Annotated in this window: 22 protein-coding genes and 1 tRNA gene; 5 read left to right on the forward strand and 18 right to left on the reverse strand. The window is 40.6% G+C overall.

The window, feature by feature from the left end; all coding sequences use genetic code 11:
* The first annotated feature begins 1,557 nt into the window (after positions 1-1,557).
* Together mutY and EAF07_RS05775 are read left to right on the forward strand one after the other, a co-directional pair.
* Positions 1,558-2,709 (forward strand): A/G-specific adenine glycosylase, encoded by a 1,152-nt coding sequence (gene mutY / locus EAF07_RS05770; protein ID WP_121835568.1) that lies wholly within the window; start codon positions 1,558-1,560, stop codon positions 2,707-2,709.
* A gap of 355 nt (positions 2,710-3,064) precedes the next feature.
* Positions 3,065-3,535, forward strand: coding sequence for a COG2426 family protein (locus EAF07_RS05775; RefSeq protein WP_121835570.1), 471 nt, complete (start codon positions 3,065-3,067; stop codon positions 3,533-3,535).
* Between the two features lie 264 nt (positions 3,536-3,799).
* On the opposite strand, the gene EAF07_RS05780 is transcribed toward EAF07_RS05775, so the two are convergent.
* From EAF07_RS05780 to rpsB, 3 genes are all read right to left on the reverse strand, one after another.
* On the reverse strand, positions 3,800-4,951 hold the full coding sequence (locus EAF07_RS05780; protein ID WP_121835572.1) for an MFS transporter: 1,152 nt from the start codon (positions 4,949-4,951) through the stop codon (positions 3,800-3,802).
* A gap of 135 nt (positions 4,952-5,086) precedes the next feature.
* The gene (gene tsf, locus EAF07_RS05785) at positions 5,087-6,127 is read right to left on the reverse strand and encodes a translation elongation factor Ts (RefSeq protein WP_121835574.1); all 1,041 of its coding nucleotides are present in this window, start codon (positions 6,125-6,127) and stop codon (positions 5,087-5,089) included.
* 333 nt (positions 6,128-6,460) lie between these two features.
* A complete protein-coding gene (gene rpsB / locus EAF07_RS05790; protein ID WP_121835576.1) occupies positions 6,461-7,225 on the reverse strand; it encodes a 30S ribosomal protein S2 in 765 nt (254 codons plus the stop codon).
* 247 nt (positions 7,226-7,472) lie between these two features.
* On the opposite strand from rpsB, the gene EAF07_RS05795 reads away from it, so the two are divergent.
* From EAF07_RS05795 to EAF07_RS05805, 3 genes are all read left to right on the forward strand, one after another.
* On the forward strand, positions 7,473-7,859 hold the full coding sequence (locus EAF07_RS05795) for a ribosomal maturation YjgA family protein (RefSeq protein ID WP_121835578.1): 387 nt from the start codon (positions 7,473-7,475) through the stop codon (positions 7,857-7,859).
* Between the two features lie 54 nt (positions 7,860-7,913).
* Positions 7,914-7,984: transfer RNA gene (locus EAF07_RS05800), tRNA-Cys, on the forward strand.
* A gap of 335 nt (positions 7,985-8,319) precedes the next feature.
* Positions 8,320-9,276, forward strand: a complete 957-nt coding sequence (locus tag EAF07_RS05805) for a S66 family peptidase (RefSeq protein ID WP_121835580.1) — start codon at positions 8,320-8,322, stop codon at positions 9,274-9,276.
* A gap of 57 nt (positions 9,277-9,333) precedes the next feature.
* Here the strand turns inward: EAF07_RS05805 and EAF07_RS05810 are convergent, their stop codons facing one another.
* The 15 genes from EAF07_RS05810 to EAF07_RS05875 form a co-directional block, all read right to left on the reverse strand.
* Positions 9,334-10,524 carry an acetate kinase gene (locus EAF07_RS05810; RefSeq protein WP_121835582.1) on the reverse strand — a complete coding sequence of 397 codons (1,191 nt, stop codon included), beginning with the start codon at positions 10,522-10,524 and terminating at the stop codon, positions 9,334-9,336.
* Positions 10,525-10,604: 80 nt separating this feature from the next.
* Positions 10,605-11,798, reverse strand: a complete 1,194-nt coding sequence (locus EAF07_RS05815; protein WP_121835584.1) for an acetate kinase — start codon at positions 11,796-11,798, stop codon at positions 10,605-10,607.
* Positions 11,799-11,859: 61 nt separating this feature from the next.
* Positions 11,860-12,801 carry a class I SAM-dependent methyltransferase gene (locus EAF07_RS05820; RefSeq protein ID WP_121835586.1) on the reverse strand — a complete coding sequence of 314 codons (942 nt, stop codon included), beginning with the start codon at positions 12,799-12,801 and terminating at the stop codon, positions 11,860-11,862.
* Positions 12,802-12,880: 79 nt separating this feature from the next.
* Positions 12,881-13,276 (reverse strand): competence type IV pilus minor pilin ComGG, encoded by a 396-nt coding sequence (comGG, locus tag EAF07_RS05825; protein WP_121835588.1) that lies wholly within the window; start codon positions 13,274-13,276, stop codon positions 12,881-12,883.
* Entirely contained in the window at positions 13,254-13,709 is a 456-nt protein-coding gene (comGF, locus tag EAF07_RS05830; RefSeq protein ID WP_121835590.1) for a competence type IV pilus minor pilin ComGF, read from the reverse strand. The genes comGG and comGF overlap by 23 nt, the downstream gene beginning before the upstream one ends.
* On the reverse strand, positions 13,675-13,830 hold the full coding sequence (gene comGE, locus EAF07_RS10935; RefSeq protein WP_425452094.1) for a competence system putative prepilin ComGE: 156 nt from the start codon (positions 13,828-13,830) through the stop codon (positions 13,675-13,677). Before comGE (EAF07_RS10935) ends, comGF begins: the two co-directional genes overlap by 35 nt.
* A complete protein-coding gene (gene comGE / locus EAF07_RS05835; protein ID WP_425452095.1) occupies positions 13,763-13,969 on the reverse strand; it encodes a competence system putative prepilin ComGE in 207 nt (68 codons plus the stop codon). The genes comGE (EAF07_RS10935) and comGE (EAF07_RS05835) overlap by 68 nt, the downstream gene beginning before the upstream one ends.
* On the reverse strand, positions 13,941-14,348 hold the full coding sequence (gene comGD / locus EAF07_RS05840; protein WP_121835591.1) for a competence type IV pilus minor pilin ComGD: 408 nt from the start codon (positions 14,346-14,348) through the stop codon (positions 13,941-13,943). The genes comGE (EAF07_RS05835) and comGD overlap by 29 nt, the downstream gene beginning before the upstream one ends.
* Positions 14,311-14,550, reverse strand: a complete 240-nt coding sequence (locus tag EAF07_RS05845) for a hypothetical protein (protein ID WP_121835593.1) — start codon at positions 14,548-14,550, stop codon at positions 14,311-14,313. Before EAF07_RS05845 ends, comGD begins: the two co-directional genes overlap by 38 nt.
* Before the next feature lie 94 nt (positions 14,551-14,644).
* Positions 14,645-16,060 (reverse strand): peptidoglycan amidohydrolase family protein, encoded by a 1,416-nt coding sequence (locus EAF07_RS05850; protein WP_121835595.1) that lies wholly within the window; start codon positions 16,058-16,060, stop codon positions 14,645-14,647.
* A 128-nt stretch (positions 16,061-16,188) separates the two neighbouring features.
* Positions 16,189-16,416 carry a phage holin gene (locus tag EAF07_RS05855; RefSeq protein WP_121835597.1) on the reverse strand — a complete coding sequence of 76 codons (228 nt, stop codon included), beginning with the start codon at positions 16,414-16,416 and terminating at the stop codon, positions 16,189-16,191.
* Positions 16,413-16,718, reverse strand: coding sequence for a hypothetical protein (locus EAF07_RS05860; protein ID WP_121835599.1), 306 nt, complete (start codon positions 16,716-16,718; stop codon positions 16,413-16,415). The genes EAF07_RS05855 and EAF07_RS05860 overlap by 4 nt, the downstream gene beginning before the upstream one ends.
* A gap of 3 nt (positions 16,719-16,721) precedes the next feature.
* On the reverse strand, positions 16,722-16,862 hold the full coding sequence (locus tag EAF07_RS10615; protein ID WP_183121663.1) for a hypothetical protein: 141 nt from the start codon (positions 16,860-16,862) through the stop codon (positions 16,722-16,724).
* Between the two features lie 31 nt (positions 16,863-16,893).
* Complete coding sequence (locus EAF07_RS05870) at positions 16,894-17,349, reverse strand: DUF1366 domain-containing protein (protein ID WP_121835603.1); 456 nt, start codon at positions 17,347-17,349, stop codon at positions 16,894-16,896.
* Positions 17,346-17,531 (reverse strand): hypothetical protein, encoded by a 186-nt coding sequence (locus EAF07_RS05875; RefSeq protein WP_121835605.1) that lies wholly within the window; start codon positions 17,529-17,531, stop codon positions 17,346-17,348. Before EAF07_RS05875 ends, EAF07_RS05870 begins: the two co-directional genes overlap by 4 nt.

Consider the following 17,531-nt stretch of genomic DNA (forward strand, 5'->3'; position numbering starts at 1 on the left):
AACAGTAATCAAGAAATTTAAAAGGTCTTCCATAACAAAATCCTCCACTTTTATTATAGCGAAGGATTTTGAATTCATCCATGAAAGTCTTTTCTGTAAGCCATATTTTCTTCATGCGTTTGTCGTGTTGATATAAGCACACACAAACACCTGCCGTTCTGACAGGTGCCCTTTCTTTATTAAATTCGTGTATTTGTTTTGTTATAAGAATCATCAACTGAGGTTAGCAATCTCCGTTTCTGTACCGAGAACAATTATATCTTAGCATAAGGATACCTCCTACCAAGTTTTTGTTCGTCGAGCTTCAAGTGCTCATCACTAAACGATCATACAATTGATTAGATTAAAGACAAACTTATAAAGCTCTACAGGGTCTCTACCAATTTACGATTATCTTATTCTTGTCTTTTCAGTCTTCTGAGATGCTTCATTCTCCCACCCTACGTTTCAAGGCAGAGATGATAGCAGGCCATTTACTCCTGGAAGACCGTGATAGTCTCTTACCTCTTTAGGAAATCAAGATATATCAAATCATTTTCAATATACGTTAATATTTCTCTATTAATCTCCTTTTGATTTCCCTAAAGAAAATATCATCATTTTATCTTTATAGAGCTTTATCCGAAAAATAATTTAAGCTTAATTGTCACCGTTTTTATATCTTGCTATGCACATGAGACCCTCCTATTTGAGAAACTTACACACTGAGTTACTTTAACAATAAATCTAGGTTTGCATTGGTATCACTCCCTTGTCGCTATTTTATGCAACAAGGAAATTATCTCCATTTTTATATCTTGCTACGCACATAAGACCCTCCTATTTGAGAAACTTACACACTAAGTTACATTAACAATAAATCTAGGTTTGCATTGGTATCACTCCCTCGTCGCTATTTTATGCAACAAGGAAATTATCTCCATTTTTATATCTTGCTACGCACATAAGACCCTCCTATTTGAGAAACTTACACACTGAGTTACATTAACGATAAATCTAAAGTTGCATTGGTATCACTCCCTCGTCGCTATTTTATGCAACAAGGATAGTGTCTCCGTTTTTATACCGATTGAGATTAAATGCCATAAGATCACCTCTCTGACATCTAGATTGTAAAGTTTTCTTGCCTACTGTCTATCGAGGCTTGTCTCCGTTCTTATAGCGTCCAATGTCAAAGGTTAACATAGCGCCACCTCCTATAATTGAAAAACGATTGTTTGAAGACCTTTAGTCTCCATTTTTATACCTGTTGCGATTGAAGATTAGTATTAGAGTGACCTCCTTTCTTCTCTTCTTTCTTTATGGTTTAAGTATACCGTAAGCGCTTTCTTTTGTCAACTTTTAGCTGTTGTTCGTGTTTGTCGAACATTTTTTCTGAAAAAAATAGCTGGCGCTGATTTATCTGAAAATCGTTCCAATCGGACGAACTATAATCTTTTTTACGGGCTAACTCTTAACCTAAAAAAGTTTCAAAAACTTTTCAGAAAGAAAATAAAAACACTTTCTTTTAAAGCTCTGCTATTTCCCAAAAGAAAAAAGCTTTGGTACAATAAACCTATGATAAATTTGACTGATTATGGAATTGAGATGTGGAACGAGGAGAAAATTGCTGATTTCCGTCGTACCTTGCTGGCTTGGTATGACCGTGAAAAGCGTGATTTGCCTTGGCGTCGCACCTTTGACCCTTATAAGATTTGGATTTCTGAGATTATGCTCCAGCAGACACAAGTGGTAACTGTTATTCCTTACTATGAGAGGTTTTTGGACTGGTTTCCCACTGTAAAAGCATTAGCTGACGCTCCAGAAGAAAAACTGCTTAAGGCTTGGGAGGGCTTGGGCTATTATTCGCGCGTTCGTAACATGCAGGCTGCCGCTCAGCAAATCATGACAGATTTTAATGGTAAATTTCCGGAAACCTATGAAGGAATTTCTAGCTTAAAAGGGATTGGTCCTTATACTGCTGGCGCCATTGCCAGCATTGCCTTTGGCCTACCTGAGCCAGCTGTAGATGGTAATGTGATGCGAGTCATGGCACGCTTATTTGAAATCAATTACGATATTGGCGACCCCAAAAATCGTAAAATTTTTCAAGCTGTCATGGAAATATTGATTGATCCTGACCGACCAGGGGATTTCAACCAGGCTTTGATGGACCTGGGAACAGATATTGAATCAGCTAAAACGCCAAGACCTGATGAAAGCCCTATTCGATTTTTCTGCGCAGCTTATTTACATGGCACTTACGACAAATACCCTATCAAGGCTCCAAAGAAAAAGCCCAAACCTCTGCAAATTCAGGCATTCGTCATCCAAAATAAAAAGGGAGAATTCTTGCTTGAAAAAAATAATGACGGTCGCTTACTAGGTAGCTTTTGGTCTTTCCCCATTATGGAGACTAACTTTATCGCTCAGCAATTAAATCTCTTTGAAAAAGAAAACGACGTTTTAGAGACCGTATCTCAAAAGACATTATTTGAAGAGGACTATCAACTCAAGCCAATTTGGTCAGAGAGGACTTTCAGCCCCATCAAACATACCTTTAGCCACCAAAAATGGACGATAGAACTTTTAGAAGGCTTTGTGGAAAAAGCAGAGCTAACTAGCCAAAAAGAATTACAATGGGTATCACCAGACAATTTCGATAACTATCCCATGGCAACCCCACAGAAGAAGATGGTGGCAGAGGTGATGAAGCAACAGAGAAGATGAGTGACGGAAAGACAATTTGTAACTTCCAATACTCTCTCCTAGATAAAAAATAGTTTAAACTCACTGCACTCATCATTTTTTGAATAACCACTACTGACACTAGACAAGCATTTTGATTTGCATTACACACAATTATAGCTTCACCATTAAATACTTTATAGCAATCAAAAACTATTAGACAACGAAATCACAGATAGAACTCAGTTTATCAAGCTGAGTAACAACGTCAGAGTTTGACGAGTAGAAACTTTATTTAAGCTACTTTCAACTGTCTCCCCACGACTAAATACTTGCTCACAATCCTCTGATAAGTTACAATAGGTAGGTATTACTCAGAAAGGTTATTCCTATTTTTATGAATTATCTATTGACGTTTCTTATTTCAATGATTCCTCTCATTGAACTCCGAGGAGCTGTTCCATTTGGTATTGCTTCTGGCATTCCCTTCACTCAGGCATTGGCGATTTCAGTTATTGGTAATATGATACCTGTCCCTATTATCTTCTTCTTTGCTCGTAAAGTCTTAGAATGGGGAACTGATAAACCTTACATTGGTAACTTTTTTACTTGGTGTCTTAAAAAAGGGCACAGCGGTGGCGAAAAACTATCAAAAGTTGCTGGTAGTAAAGGGATTTTTTGGGCGCTCCTTCTATTTGTAGGTATCCCACTTCCAGGAACTGGAGCATGGACAGGAACCCTTGCTGCCTCTATCCTTGACTGGGATTTCAAGCGCAGCGTTTTTGCTGTCATGCTAGGCGTTATCTTGGCTGGCCTCATCATGGGCAGCCTATCTCTTATCTTTGGACTAAACACCTTCAGCCATTAAGATTTTTTGGAACATAGCAAAGCAGAAAATATCTCATTACTGACAATCCACATGGAAAGGCAAACCTTTCCATTTTTTTGTTATAAAAAAAGCTGGATAAAAACTTAAATTTCAGCCTTGCTGTTGAAATTTGAACAAAATAAAATAGCTTAGAATCAACGTTTTTTGACGACGTTACTCTAAGCCATTTACTATTTTTAAGACTTTTTACTCAGCCTCAATCCAAGGTATTATACCGACACGGAACATCTTGCTCCTATCATTTTATCTCTTGTTTCCTCTTAACAGTTTATAGCACAATAAACCAATCACCATCATCGCTGAGGTAATGTAAAATGGGGTAATATAGCTTTCAAGAGAAAGGGCGGACACCATTTTCGTTAACAAAACAGGGGTCAGGATGACACCGACATTTCCAGCTGTAATTGCCATACTGGTCACGAAATTGATTTTCTCTGCTGGGTAACTTTTAGCGATGGCGTCAAAGATAGCTGACATACCACCGACAAAACTAAAACCAATCAGAACTGCACCGACATAGAAGAAAATCATATGATTGCTAACAGTAAAGAAGAGATTACCTACTAACATCATAACAAGCATAAAACTCAAGGTCTGCTCTGCCATTTTTTTCGCTAAAAAACCAAAGGAGAGTCCCGCTAAAATCCCACTAAAGGCTAAAAGCGTCAAAATATGGCTTGAAACTAGCTCATCGTAACCATAATGCGTCACCAATAAGGTTGGAATTTTGATGGTTGCGCCAATGTAAGCCACTCCGATGAAGAAGGTAATCAACATCCACAGGATAACACGCCTATCAAAGACGACAAGTTTAGACAATTGTTGCTCTGTAAGCGGCACTTCTTCCACAAAATGATGAAACAGGAGAAAGACGGGAATCACAAGAAAATAGACTAAATAAATATAGGACGCTCCCATTAGCATGGCATAACCTACGATGAAGGTAGTCAGAGTCTTTCCGACGTTCATCGTAGCTGTCCGTAGCCCTATGAGACAAGCTCGCTGGCTCCCTTGGAAATAATCACTAATCATGGTAATTGATAAAGGATTATAAAGTCCTATTCCTACACCTAGAAGCAAACGACCAAGTAAGGCTATGTTAAAATCGCTTGCTAGAAACGATAAAAGCCCCGATAAAAAAATGAGAACCAATCCTATTTCAACTGTTTTCTTTTTACCAATTTTGGCAACAATAACATTTCCCAAAACAACGGTTACCATAATCATCATAGCAGGGATGGTCACCAATGTTTCCACAGACGCCAAGCTAACCCCAGCCCCCTTAGCCTGATAAAAAGCATAGAGCTTGGGAATTGCTGGCGCTATGGCCAAATGAGACATGATAAAGAGTGATACAGACAACAAGGAAATTTTTAACCAAACGTTTTCTTTCATAACACCATTAAGCTACTACCTGTGCTCTAGTAGCTATTTAACCTATGTCAAGCGAGCACAACTTGATAACACTCATCAATCACAATGAAAAAAGCAGGTTCCCCTGCTTTTTTCAATTTGTAAACTCTAATGAAATTAGTTTCCAAGAGCTGCTGCCATTGTAGCTGCAACTTCCGCTTCAAAGTCATTTGAAGCTTTTTCGATACCTTCACCAACTTCAAAACGTGCAAATGCAACTGCTTTTGCGTTGACGCTGTCAAGGTACGCTTCAACTGTTTTGCTGTCGTCCATGATGTAAACTTGAGCAAGAAGTGTGTAAGCTTGGTCAACTTGAGTGTTGTCAAGCATGAAACGGTCCATTTTACCTGGGATGATTTTGTCCCAGATTTTTTCTGGTTTGCCTTCAGCAGCAAGTTCAGCTTTGATTGCTTCTTCTGCAGCTGCAATCACTTCGTCAGTCAATTGAGCTTTTGAACCGTATTGCAAGAGTGGAAGTGCTGGTTTGTCAACCATAGCACGTGATTCATTGTCTTGCTCAATTTTGTGGTTCAATTGTGCCAACTCATCTTTAACGAATTGCTCGTCAAGTTCGGTGTATGACAATACAGTTGGTTTCATTGCAGCGATGTGCATTGATACTTGTTTAGCAAGCGCTTCGTCGCCACCTTCGATAACTGAGATAACACCGATACGTCCACCGTTATGTTGGTAAGCACCGAATGCTTGCTCGTCAGTTTTTTCAAGAAGAGCGAAACGACGGAATGAGATTTTCTCACCGATTGTTGCAGTTGCATTGATGTAAGCTGCTTCAAGTGTTTCACCAGTTGCAGTTGTCAAAGCAAGTGCTTCTTCGTTGTTAGCTGGTTTACCTTCTGCGATAACTTTAGCTGTTTCGTTTACCAATTCAACGAATTGAGCGTTTTTCGCAACGAAGTCAGTTTCAGCGTTAACTTCGATAACCGCTGCAACGTTACCGTTAACATAAACACCAGTCAAACCTTCAGCGGCAACACGGTCAGCTTTTTTAGCTGCTTTTGCCATACCTTTTTCACGGAGCAACTCAATTGCTTTTTCGATGTCACCGTCAGTTTCTACAAGTGCTTTTTTAGCGTCCATAACGCCGGCACCTGATTTTTCACGCAATTCTTTAACGAGTTTTGCAGTAATTTCTGCCATGGTTTTTCTCCTATAAATTTTATTTTTTGCAATTTGCTGTTAATGGTCCGGCATGCCAGCAAATCTGCGGTTTCATGGCTAAATCTAGCTCTTAAAGTCTCCAGATTTGCCTGCAAGGCTAGCCAAGCTAATCTTACTTTGACCACAGAGCAGCAATTGCCCGACCTGCTGACGCTTCCATATTCAAACGTCAGCTCTTGGGCGACAAAGTTGCCCTTAACATGTTTAATAAAACAGAGGGCAGAGCAGGAACGCTCTGCCCTCTTGGGTTGGTTCAAGTTTTACAATTCAGCATACTAGCTAAATTGTTCATGGACGAAAGTCCTTTGTTACTTATTTACCTTCTACAACTTCTACCAATTCTTCGATTGATTCAGTTGATGCTACTTCTTCTTCGAATGATACTTCTGCATCTTCACCTTGACGACCTTCAATAATAGCGTCAGCCATTTTCGCAGTGATCAATTTAACAGCGCGGATAGCGTCATCGTTAGCTGGGATGATAACATCGATATCATCTGGATCAGCGTTAGTATCAACCATCGCTACTACAGGGATACCAAGTTTTTTAGCTTCTTTAACAGCGATTTGCTCTTTATGTGGGTCAACAACGTACATTACGTCTGGGATACGTGGCATATCTTCGATACCGCCCAAGAATTTTTCAAGACGTGCACGTTGTTTGTTAAGAAGTGCAACTTCTTTCTTAGGAAGAACTTCGAAGACACCTTCTTCTTCCATACGTTTGATTTCTTTCAAACGAGCAATACGTTTTTGGATTGTTCCCCAGTTAGTAAGAGTTCCACCCAACCAACGGTGGTTGATGAAGTATTGACCTGAACGTGCAGCTTCTTCAGCAACTGCTTCAGCAGCTTGCTTTTTAGTACCTACGAAAAGAACAACTGCATCGTTTGCTGCTGCATCACGAATGAAATCGTAAGCTTGATCAGCCAATTTTACAGTTTGTTGCAAGTCAATAACGTGGATTCCGTTACGCTCTGTGAAGATGTATTTAGCCATCTTAGGGTTCCAGCGACGAGTTTGGTGACCAAAGTGAACACCAGCTTCGAGCAATTGTTTCATTGAAATTACTGCCATGAGTAGTTTCTCCTTTTATAATGTTTTTTCCTCTCTCAGACTTCGACTTGCAGCCCAACCTTTCGGCAACAAGACCACAATTGGTCTAAGATGAGTATTTGTTGTTAGACAACCATTATATTTTAGCAAAAGTATCTTTAAAATGCAAGCCAAGACTCGCTAATTTCTCCAGTAATTTAGCGTAATTTCTCACAACTTTTTCCAGTTTAAAATTGTCTTTTTCTCAAAACTTCGTTAAGATAATCTTATGACAACTTTTAAAACTCGTTTTTTCTACCTCATAGCTCTCGTAGCGATTATTTTCTTGGGACTGCTCTGCCGTAAAATCAGCAGCCTTCCTCTTTGGATTGGCGACTCTCTTTGGGCTGTGGCTGTCTACCTTGGTTTTCGCCTTTTTTTCATAAAAATAAAGCCAGAGGCTACCGCCCTTATCTCTCTTGGGATCTCTTTTATAGTGGAATTCTCACAACTTGTGAGCTGGGCTCCGCTAGATACTATTCGTGCCACTACTCTAGGACATCTTTTCTTGGGGCAAGGATTTTTAATTAGTGACCTTATCGCCTATACTTTTGGTATTTTTCTAATCTTTTTACTTGATAAAATGGCTCATCGAAAAGGAATTAAGGATTTTTAACCAATTTTCCCTCTTGACGAGAAAGCGATTTTAGGGTAGAATATTCTTTGTTATGGCGGTATAGCCAAGTGGTAAGGCACGGCTCTGCAAAAGCTTGATCGTCGGTTCAAATCCGTCTACCGCCTTTCAGTACCTGATTTAACAGGATTTAACCCAAAGAAAAGCCCGTAAAATCGGGCTTTTTGATTTTCTGTTGGGTTAAATTAGGTTAACTTTAAAAATAATTTTGAGCGGACAATTTTCATAGGCCAATTTTTAAAAAGGTTTATATCAAAAAACAGCAAAATCAAGGGATCCGTAAATATCTCCCCGACAAATCAACGCCTTTGGGCATGGTCTTATTGTTTTTCCTTTGGGTTACTGGTGGCAAAGAGAAAACAACTCTCTTAATACCTTCATTTTTCTATTGTAATCTAGAATAATTCTGTTACAATAATCTAAAAACTTTTTGGAGGTTGCTATGAAACCATTAGTCAAAGGAAATCATATCCGCATCGTTAGCCCATCGTCTTCTATTGAGCGTTTAGGTGGCTTTGAGGCTAATTTAGCCGCCAAAGAAAAACTAGAAGAACTGGGATTTAATCTCTCATTCTCAGAACATTATTTTGAAAATGATATCTTCTTTTCATCATCAATTGAAAGTCGCGTGGCTGATTTGGAAGCAGCCTTTGCTGATCAATCTGTTGATGCTGTTATGACCACCATTGGTGGCTTCAATTGTAACGAACTGTTACCCTACCTCAACTATGACCTCATCGCTCGTCATCCTAAAATCTTTTGTGGTTATTCTGATACGACTGCCCTACTTAATGGGATTTATGCTAAGACTGGGATGCCAACTTATATGGGGCCGAGCTATTCAAGCTTTAAAATGATTCAAGGCCAGGAATATCAAAGTAAGATGTGGCTTAATGCTGTTACTCAAAATGCCTATGAGCTTGTTCCAAGTCCTGAGTGGTCTAGCGATGCTTGGTACGACCCAAGTTTACCGCGCAGCTTTTTCCCAACTGAATGGAAGGTTTATAACCATGGCAAAGCTTCTGGAACTGCTATCGGTGGCAATATCTCTACCTTAAACCTTCTCACAGGGACTGACTATGCTCCCAAACCTGAAAAATACGTTCTCTTTCTCGAAGAAGCAGAAGACGATAACTACCTCATCATCCTCCGTCACCTCACAGCCATTTTACAGGCTTATCCAAATCCTCAAGCGGTCATCTTTGGCCGTTTCCCTAAAGAAACTGAGATGACACATGAGATTTTAATGGCCATTTTTGACAAACACCCTATCTTGAAACAGGTACCTGTGATGTATGACTTGGATTTCGCACACACCCAACCACTTTTTACCATCACTATTGGTGGAGAGGTTACTATTGATACTCAAAAACAATCAATCCAGTTTAAAACTCATTGACATAAGAAAAGACTAGCTAGTTCAGCAATGAACCATAGCTAGCCTTTTTCTTTTCCATTATTTCAAACGTTCTACATCACGCGCAATCACTAATTCTTCGTCAGTAGGAATCACAAGAACTTTCACTTTTGAGTCTGGCGTTGAAATATCGCCTGAGATACCACGAGTTTCGTTTTTCTCTGGATCAATATGCATGCCAAACCAAGACAATCCTTCGATAACATCTTGACGCATCAAAGGTCCATTCTCTCCCATACCTGCTGTAAAGACAATGGCATCTGCACCGTTCAACACAGCTAGGTATTGACCGATGAATTTCTTGATACGGTCCACAAAGACATTATAAGCCAAAACAGCATCCTTGTCCTTACGTTGAAGACCTGCTTCAATATCACGCATGTCACTGGAAATGCCAGAGACACCTAAAAGACCTGATTGTTTATTGAGCATATTCACTACTGCTGCCGCATCTTTAAGCTCTGGGTCATGCTCAACCAAGTAAGGGATAATGGCAGGGTCAATATCTCCAGAACGTGTTCCCATCATTGGTCCAGCAAGCGGTGTGAAGCCCATCGAAGTATCAACAGATTGACCATGGTAGTTAGCTGTGATAGAAACACCATTACCGATATGAGCTGTGATGAGTTTTAATTCTTCTAATGGTCGTCCAAGATATTTTGCAGCTTCATGCGCAACATAGTAGTGACTAGTCCCATGTGCCCCATACTTACGCACTTTGTAGTCTGTGTAATACTTTTGTGGAATTGGATAGAGATAGGTGTGTGGCTGCATGGTCGTATGGAAAGCCGTGTCAAATACTGCCACAGAAGTAATATCTGGTAAGATTTCTTTAAAAGCTCGAATACCTGCTGCATTGGCTGGATTATGAAGCGGTGCTAGTGCTGACAATGCTTCGATTTTCAAAAGAGCTTCTTCATCAATAAGAACAGATTCTTTGAACTCTTCGCCCCCTGCAACAACACGGTGACCAACGCCTGTAATCTCGTCATAACTCGTAATAATATTAAATTGAATCAGGTCATCAAGTAAGATTTTAACCGCTTGAATATGATCTGCAATATTCAACGTCTGCGTCTCTTTTTTACCGTCAAACTTCACCGTAACCACAGAGTCATTTAAACCGATACGTTCAATAATACCAGCAGCCAGAACCTGTTCTTCAGGCATCTGGTAGAGTTGCCATTTAAGGCTTGAACTTCCTGCGTTAATTGCAATTGTTTTTGACATTCATCCACCTCTTCGTAAACGTTTTCTTTTGTTTTCATTATATCAAAAATGCCCAGTCCTGACAACTGAGCATTTAGGGCTTATTTAGCTTTCAAGCGTTCAACATCACGCGCAATAACAAGTTCTTCATCGGTTGGAATAACCAAAACTTTGACTTTAGAGTCTACGGTCGAAATCTCACCAACTGCTCCAAAGACATTTTTTTCTGGATCAAGTTCCATACCAAACCATGTCAATCCTTCAACAACTGCTTGACGAACTGGGGCAGAATTTTCACCAACACCTGCTGTGAAAACAAGGGCATCTGCACCATTTAAAACACCGAAGTATTGTGAAATGTATTTTTTCAAACGGTCAATGTACATGTCAAAGGCAAGCGTCGCATCTTCATCACCTGCTTCGTAGCCAGCAATAATGTCACGCATGTCACTTGATTTTCCAGAAATACCAAGCAAACCAGATTCTTTGTTTAGAGCATTAACAACAGCTGCTGCATCTGCCAATTCAGGACGTTCAGCCACTAAGTAAGGGATCAAAGCAGGGTCAATATCACCTGAACGTGTTCCCATCATAGGGCCTGCAAGTGGCGTGAAGCCCATTGAGGTATCAACAGATTTTCCACCGTCAACAGCCGTGATTGAGACACCATTTCCGATGTGAGCCGTAATCACTTTCAACTCTTCAACAGGTTTGCCAAGGTACTTAGCCGCTTCTTGTGATACATAGAAGTGACTTGTACCATGTGCACCGTATTTACGCACTTGATTTTCAGTATAGTAGGCTTTTGGCACAGGGTAGCGGTAAGCTTTTGCTGGCATCGTTGTGTGGAAAGCCGTGTCAAAAACAGCAACGTTAAGCACTTCTGGCAAGACTTCTTCAAAAGCACGAATCGCTGCAACGTGAGCTGGGTTGTGAAGAGGCGCAAGTGCACTCAGTGCTTCAATCTCTAAGATTTCTTTTTCACCAATGATTGTTGATTCTTTAAAAATCTCACCACCAGCAACAACACGGTGACCAACACCAGTGATTTCATCATAGTTAGCAATGATTTCAAAGCGGATAAGATCATCTAGAAGGATTTTTACAGCTTGGTGATGATCGTGAATATCAAGTGTTTCACTTTCTTTGTTACCAGCAAATTTAACTGTTGAAACTGAATCCTTTAATCCAATACGTTCAATTAGTCCTGATGCCAAGACTTCCTCTTCTGGCATGTTATAAAGTTGCCATTTTAGGCTGGAACTTCCTGCATTGATTGCAATTGTTTTAGACATGATTTACCTCTTTACTAAATTTGCTTTTATTCTATCACATTCTTGTTCAAATTTCACATAGTCACTCCGACCATTTTTTGAATTTGGTCATAAACTCTACTATAACATCTTGATTTTGTAAATCTGTTATAGGATAGACGAAAGTTTCTCTCGGTTGACTGCTCTGCTTTTGCAAAATAAAGATAGCTTTAGACTTATCTTTTCGTCCAAAGAGGGTCTCAGGTAATGTGATAACAGCAAGGACACTAGCATAGCCGCTCAGCCATTTTTTCAAAAGAGGAGACTGAGGACTGGTTAGAAGGTCAGTTGGAGCTAAAAACAATGCTAAGCCGTCGGCTTTTAGATACTTAAGCGACTGTTCCATCAGCAGGTGGTGGGCGTAGGTGTGCTCATCCGTGGCAGCTACTGTATAGCGGCGCGCAATCTCATCATTGGGATAATAGCCAACAGGGAGGTCACTGATGATGACATCACTCTCTTTTAGAATTTGAGGGCGAACGGCATCTTCTTGGACAAAGCTGACGCTAGACCCCATGACATCTGCAATTGAGGCAGAAAGGTCAATCAGTAAATCATCCAGTTCAATCCCCATATAATCTAGGTGTTTACGGCTATTAGTCACTAACGTATGGGCAAGGTTACCCGTTCCCGAACCAATCTCAATGACATCAAGTTGTTCCTTATCTGTCAGGGTCTCCATTAAAAAGAGTAGGATAAAACCGATGCTGTCTGGTGTAAATTGATGATTTGCCTGCAACACTTCAGTTTGCCCAGCCTTGATAAAGATAAATTGGAAGGCACGGCGCCATTCTTCCTGTGTGAGGTCAAGTGCTTTTAACGTCTCATTATTTTGAGCAACCGTCTCAGTTGCCCCTTCAGCACCAAGATAAAAACTATTTTGCTCAATCAAAGCGTCATAGATATTGGTTCTAAGGTCATTCTCAATCAGTTGGATGTTTTCTAAAATCAGCTCATAGGCTGTTTCAATCTTTTCAAAATTCATGGTTCTATGATACCAAAAAAGCCAGAGATTGACAAAATCTCTCGCTTTATTTCTCCACGGTATCAGCTTTTTCTGCTGGTCACTCGGATTTATGTTCTGAAGCGCTACTTTCTTCTATTGAGATATCTTTTGTGGCACTCTCTTCAGATTTTCTCCTTCTCTCATCTTCTGTTTTTACAAAATCGTATTGGTAAACGTAGCCGTCTGGTAGTGTCACAGAGATGGTCAGTTTTTCTCCTCTACGCTTCCAGGTACTACGTCCTTGATTAAAGGTTAATGCACCGCTTTTCTCATCAGCATCATCCACGGTCAATTGAGCGATGAGGTAGGCTTTGGCAGCCGATAGTTGAACATGATTCTGGCGTTCTGCTGCCTGCACTCGGCCAAGATAAAACTGCAAAAGTAGAGCAAAGATAGCTGACATTAACAGGGCGTAGAGGAGTACCCCTGCCCTAACTTTCTTTTTCAAAAGCATAGACAAAACTCCTCTCTAAGCCATCTGTGAATGTCATATCAATCGTTACCAGATTACCATTTTGGGACATAGCAGAGCTTTCAATGCCAAAAATCATGGGCTGATACCCTCGACCATCTGCATTGGTTTTCCTGAAATCCCCTTTTTGAGATAGCCCGAATGCTAATTTTTGCCCTCCTTTAAATAGGTAGAGTTTGTTGTTTTCAAGTTTGATAAGTTTTGTCCCTTCAAATTCTGCCTGTAATTGCTGGCAAAAGAGCAACCAATCTTCTTGTCGATTATCTGACAAATAATGCACCTGACTAGACAACACCTGCGTCAAGCCTTGATAAACTTGCACAGACCCAATAATGACTAATAAGGAAACCAAGCATTCTAGGAGCGTAAAAGCAGGTAACTTAATGTTTCTCAAGACAAATAACCTCTTTTCCATTTTCTGTCACCAAAATCCCTGCCTCTGTTCTTGTCACGTCTACAGATACCCCATTAAGGGTTAAATGAGACTGTTTGGCCTGCACCGCCATTGTCGCTACCATTAAAAACCTCTTGCTCATGAAGTCTCTTAACGAGGTGCTCATGATTGCGGTTAATCTGATTGAGAACCAAAGCCACAATGGTAACAAGCACTCCCAAAGCAATCAAACTTTCAAGTAAAATATAGGCTTTAAGTTGTTGATTTTTGATATTTACCACTCCCTAGATACAACTGATAGGTGATTGTCTCATCCTCAGTTACAAAATTTATCTTGGCTAAGCTATTATTGCCGCCTTTGGTATCAAACTCTAGAATTTTTTCTTCTAAAAGGCTGACGCTTTTAGGCAGAGAGAGTTTGGTTATACCATTACTAATCTCTTGTGAGGTAACAGTCAACTGCAAGTCACTTTTTTGCGCCGCAGCTAACTGTTGACTATCACGATAGATATTTTCAAAAGAGAGGAAGAAAAGCTTTTCTTCCACATCTTGAAAAATGCCTTGCACAGAACCCGAAAGAGAGATGGCTAAAAAACTGATAATAAAAAGGCTAATAAGGCTTTCAATTAAGGATACTAAAATTCCTAGTTTCTGACACAGACCTTACATGAGCCTCAATCTCCTTGCTACGCTTTAGCAACTCACAGGATAGCTGGTAGTTATCTAGTTCCTCATCTGCCAGGACTAACTGCCATAGCTTGTAAAACTGCCCTCTGTACTTGATGTAGACTCTGCACCAGTGCTCTACGCCATAGCTAGAGTACTCAATGCGGTCAAGTTTGATACGTTTGATTTTTGTCATTTTATTTCCTCCTTACCTAGATATTCGTAAAAAGTCACAAAAAATGCAAAAAAGCCCCTAGGTTGTTACACCTAAGGGCTTTCTGTGTCTTATCTTAAACTGGTTTTTTTGAAAGTGTGTAGGTAACTCCATTGATAGAAATTTCAATCCCCTCAATGTTGACCTCAATCTTGTCTGTGCTACCGACATCTGTGACGGTAGCAGTATCATACTTGGCTAGTGATCCATTTTCAGCCTCAATGGCTTTCAGACGGCTTGACATACCTACCAGGTAATTATCATAGCCTGTAGCAGCGTAGTCATAGACTGCACCGCCTGTCTTAAACATGCCTTTGATAGCCTCGCTAAAGGTTTTGGCTCCTGAAACCTTGTAGCTACCTCCTGAGCGTAGCAGGTAGAACCAATCTGTAAGAAAGTCATCTACAGAGGCATAGTGCATATAATGTCCACCCTCATTAGCTGGTCTTGCTGTTCCTTGGGTGACAGTCACACCACTTGGACGCTCTCTTTTGCCAGTCCATGTCATGCCTCCCCAGTTGTTATCTGCCTTACCTACGGCTGAGGTACCCCAAAGCCCCTCAAAGTGTAGAACGGTAATAGCGTAGCTAGGTAGGATATTGTGTTCCTTACACTTAGCAAGGATAACATCAAGGACAGATTTTTTCAGGATTGCACCGTTAAAGGACAAGTCACCATCTTCTTTAGTGATTTTGGTATCTGTCGCTTTCTTGGGTTCCGTGGTGGAATTTACCACCTCACTTTTTGGAGCGTCTGAGGGTGTTTTAGGGGTATTTCCTGATGTGCTAGCTTTCAGGATTTCAGTTACACGTTTTTGGACTGCGTCATAGTCAGGACCAAGGGATTTTTTACGGTCTTCACCGTTGCCATGTTTCCCCTGGATCACTTCTTGAGCCAGTTGGTCAACAGTCTTTTTAGATGCCGTAGCTTTGCCATTGATGACTGCCATGACAGCCTCATATTGATTACCAAGAGCTGCCTTGCGTGCCTCTCCATTGCCGTATTTACCTGCCAAGGTTTCTTTAACCAAAGTATCAAGGTTTTTTCCTTGGGTAGAAGCTCCGCTTTTTAACCTATAAGCATACCAATACATCCAACCGCTTGCGGCTGCCGTTTGGTTATAGTCATTTATTGTAATGCCGTTGTTAGCATAATTGCAGTGAATAATGTTATCAGGATCAATAAAGATACCAGTATGGCCACCAGCACCGCTAGACTGGCCACGGCGCCCCCATATAAAGACATCACCACGTTTTGCATCCCAAGCAGTATTTTCAGCAATTAATTCATAACCATTTTTGATCAGCCAGTCGTGCTCATACTCAGTATTGACTGCCCAACCAGCAGAGATAGCCCCTGTTGACATCAGAGCATAGTAAACAGAGCTAGAGCAGTCATAAGACCCTGGACCGTTGCGGTAGTCCATTGAGTAGGTCACTTTGCCAGCTCGTGCTGACATCCAGGCAATAGCTGCCTCAATATTTACTGTCATTGTCTTCCTCCTTTAGGAATAATTCAATAAAAGGGGAAAGCATGAGGAGCAAAAAAGAAAGAGGCACTAATGATAATACCCCTGTAATTATCAAAATGATTTTTCCTAATTTCCTCATGCTATATCTCCTATTTAGGCTCGTGATAGCCTAGTGCTTGCTCACTATCTGATACCCCTGCTGTTGTAGGGTCTGAAACAATCCCAAGCAAAACAAGCAAGGTAAGAGCTGTGTTAGCTACATCATTGATGTTGTCAGGCAATTTAAACCCCATCTGTTGAGCTAACAAGATAACTGTAGCAATAATTGCAGCAAGCGTAGCCTTGTTCTTAAAGCGTAGTTTCCAGTTAATTTTCATGATTGGTCTCCTTTCTCAAATTCATCAATTCGGTTGTTCATTCGTACCATTTCTTTCTGGATGTCACCTACCGTGTGAGTAATTGTACTTAGCTCCTCGGTTGTTTTTTCCAGATGTGTCATCAAACGTTCTTCTCGCTTATTACTGTCAGCTTTAGATTGCTCGTGGAAATCCATCAGCTTCTTTTCTCGCTTGTCAGACGTTCGGACAAGATACCCAGCGGCGACTACAAAGAGGATAATAAAAAGGATTTCCCAAGTGAATTGACTTTCAGCGATTTTTCTTGCTTCGTCAAACGGCATAGGCTACTCCTCTTTGTCAGTCGTTTCAGTTCCTACGCTTGATACTTCTACGAGCGCACGCACTTTCTCGCGGAATTTTTTAGGTACTTGCTCAAGTGTAATCCATCCAAGCTCTACTTGCATTGCAAAATAATTAATCATCATTGTTGTTCCTCCAATATAAAAATTTTTAATTTTATTCAATAGTTTCTTCATCTTCGACATCCCCCATCATACCAACGATGAGTTCGTTAATAGTGCCTGTTGTGACCTTGATAAGCTCTTCGACTTTTGTAAATTGAGTCTCCGAGCGCTCAATGGCATCATCAATTTGTGCTAATTTAGCAGCGGTAAACTCAAGTTGCTCCTGCATTGCTTGACGTAGCTTCTGGCCTTCTTTGATATTTAACTCAATCTCATCAATTTTAACGACTGATTCAGCCATAGCACGCTCTGCATACTCGCTTTTAAAGTGCGCCTCACGAGCCAACTCGACAAGCTCTTGCTCTGATTTATCCCGTTGGTCACCAATCGTGCGCTCTGTGTATGTAGCATATGAGCCAGTCGTTGACGCAATCGTAATGTCCGTATGCGACACTTTACCTTCGTCGTCATAGACCGGGTATTTCCCTACGACGTTCCACGCTCTCATTCTGTTACCTCCTCGTTTTTTGGTTGTGTTTGTTGGTCAAGCAGAGCTTCCAACTCTGCGGCTTTCTGAGCAAGCTCTTGATTGACTTGCTGTTGTTGCGCTAGTTGCGCTGTTAACGTCGCTTTATCCAAGCTTAATTGCGCTATCTCAAGCGCTAAGTTTGATTTAATTTGTTCGTCCAT

The organism is Streptococcus hillyeri (assembly GCF_003686955.1).
Classification (GTDB): Bacteria; Bacillota; Bacilli; order Lactobacillales; family Streptococcaceae; genus Streptococcus; species Streptococcus hillyeri.

Bases quoted from the DNA above. Each gene is read 5' to 3' on its own strand.
- mutY (WP_121835568.1), top strand. From the start codon at position 1,558: ATGATAAATTTGACTGATTATGGAATTGAGATGTGGAACGAGGAGAAA.
- EAF07_RS05775 (WP_121835570.1), top strand. From the start codon at position 3,065: ATGAATTATCTATTGACGTTTCTTATTTCAATGATTCCTCTCATTGAA.
- EAF07_RS05780 (WP_121835572.1), bottom strand. From the start codon at position 4,951: ATGAAAGAAAACGTTTGGTTAAAAATTTCCTTGTTGTCTGTATCACTC.
- tsf (WP_121835574.1), bottom strand. From the start codon at position 6,127: ATGGCAGAAATTACTGCAAAACTCGTTAAAGAATTGCGTGAAAAATCA.
- rpsB (WP_121835576.1), bottom strand. From the start codon at position 7,225: ATGGCAGTAATTTCAATGAAACAATTGCTCGAAGCTGGTGTTCACTTT.
- EAF07_RS05795 (WP_121835578.1), top strand. From the start codon at position 7,473: ATGACAACTTTTAAAACTCGTTTTTTCTACCTCATAGCTCTCGTAGCG.
- EAF07_RS05805 (WP_121835580.1), top strand. From the start codon at position 8,320: ATGAAACCATTAGTCAAAGGAAATCATATCCGCATCGTTAGCCCATCG.
- EAF07_RS05810 (WP_121835582.1), bottom strand. From the start codon at position 10,524: ATGTCAAAAACAATTGCAATTAACGCAGGAAGTTCAAGCCTTAAATGG.
- EAF07_RS05815 (WP_121835584.1), bottom strand. From the start codon at position 11,798: ATGTCTAAAACAATTGCAATCAATGCAGGAAGTTCCAGCCTAAAATGG.
- EAF07_RS05820 (WP_121835586.1), bottom strand. From the start codon at position 12,801: ATGAATTTTGAAAAGATTGAAACAGCCTATGAGCTGATTTTAGAAAAC.
- comGG (WP_121835588.1), bottom strand. From the start codon at position 13,276: ATGCTTTTGAAAAAGAAAGTTAGGGCAGGGGTACTCCTCTACGCCCTG.
- comGF (WP_121835590.1), bottom strand. From the start codon at position 13,709: ATGGAAAAGAGGTTATTTGTCTTGAGAAACATTAAGTTACCTGCTTTT.
- comGE (WP_425452094.1), bottom strand. From the start codon at position 13,830: ATGAGCAAGAGGTTTTTAATGGTAGCGACAATGGCGGTGCAGGCCAAA.
- EAF07_RS05845 (WP_121835593.1), bottom strand. From the start codon at position 14,550: ATGACAAAAATCAAACGTATCAAACTTGACCGCATTGAGTACTCTAGC.
- EAF07_RS05850 (WP_121835595.1), bottom strand. From the start codon at position 16,060: ATGACAGTAAATATTGAGGCAGCTATTGCCTGGATGTCAGCACGAGCT.
- EAF07_RS05855 (WP_121835597.1), bottom strand. From the start codon at position 16,416: ATGAAAATTAACTGGAAACTACGCTTTAAGAACAAGGCTACGCTTGCT.
- EAF07_RS05860 (WP_121835599.1), bottom strand. From the start codon at position 16,718: ATGCCGTTTGACGAAGCAAGAAAAATCGCTGAAAGTCAATTCACTTGG.
- EAF07_RS10615 (WP_183121663.1), bottom strand. From the start codon at position 16,862: ATGATGATTAATTATTTTGCAATGCAAGTAGAGCTTGGATGGATTACA.
- EAF07_RS05870 (WP_121835603.1), bottom strand. From the start codon at position 17,349: ATGAGAGCGTGGAACGTCGTAGGGAAATACCCGGTCTATGACGACGAA.
- EAF07_RS05875 (WP_121835605.1), bottom strand. From the start codon at position 17,531: ATGGACGAACAAATTAAATCAAACTTAGCGCTTGAGATAGCGCAATTA.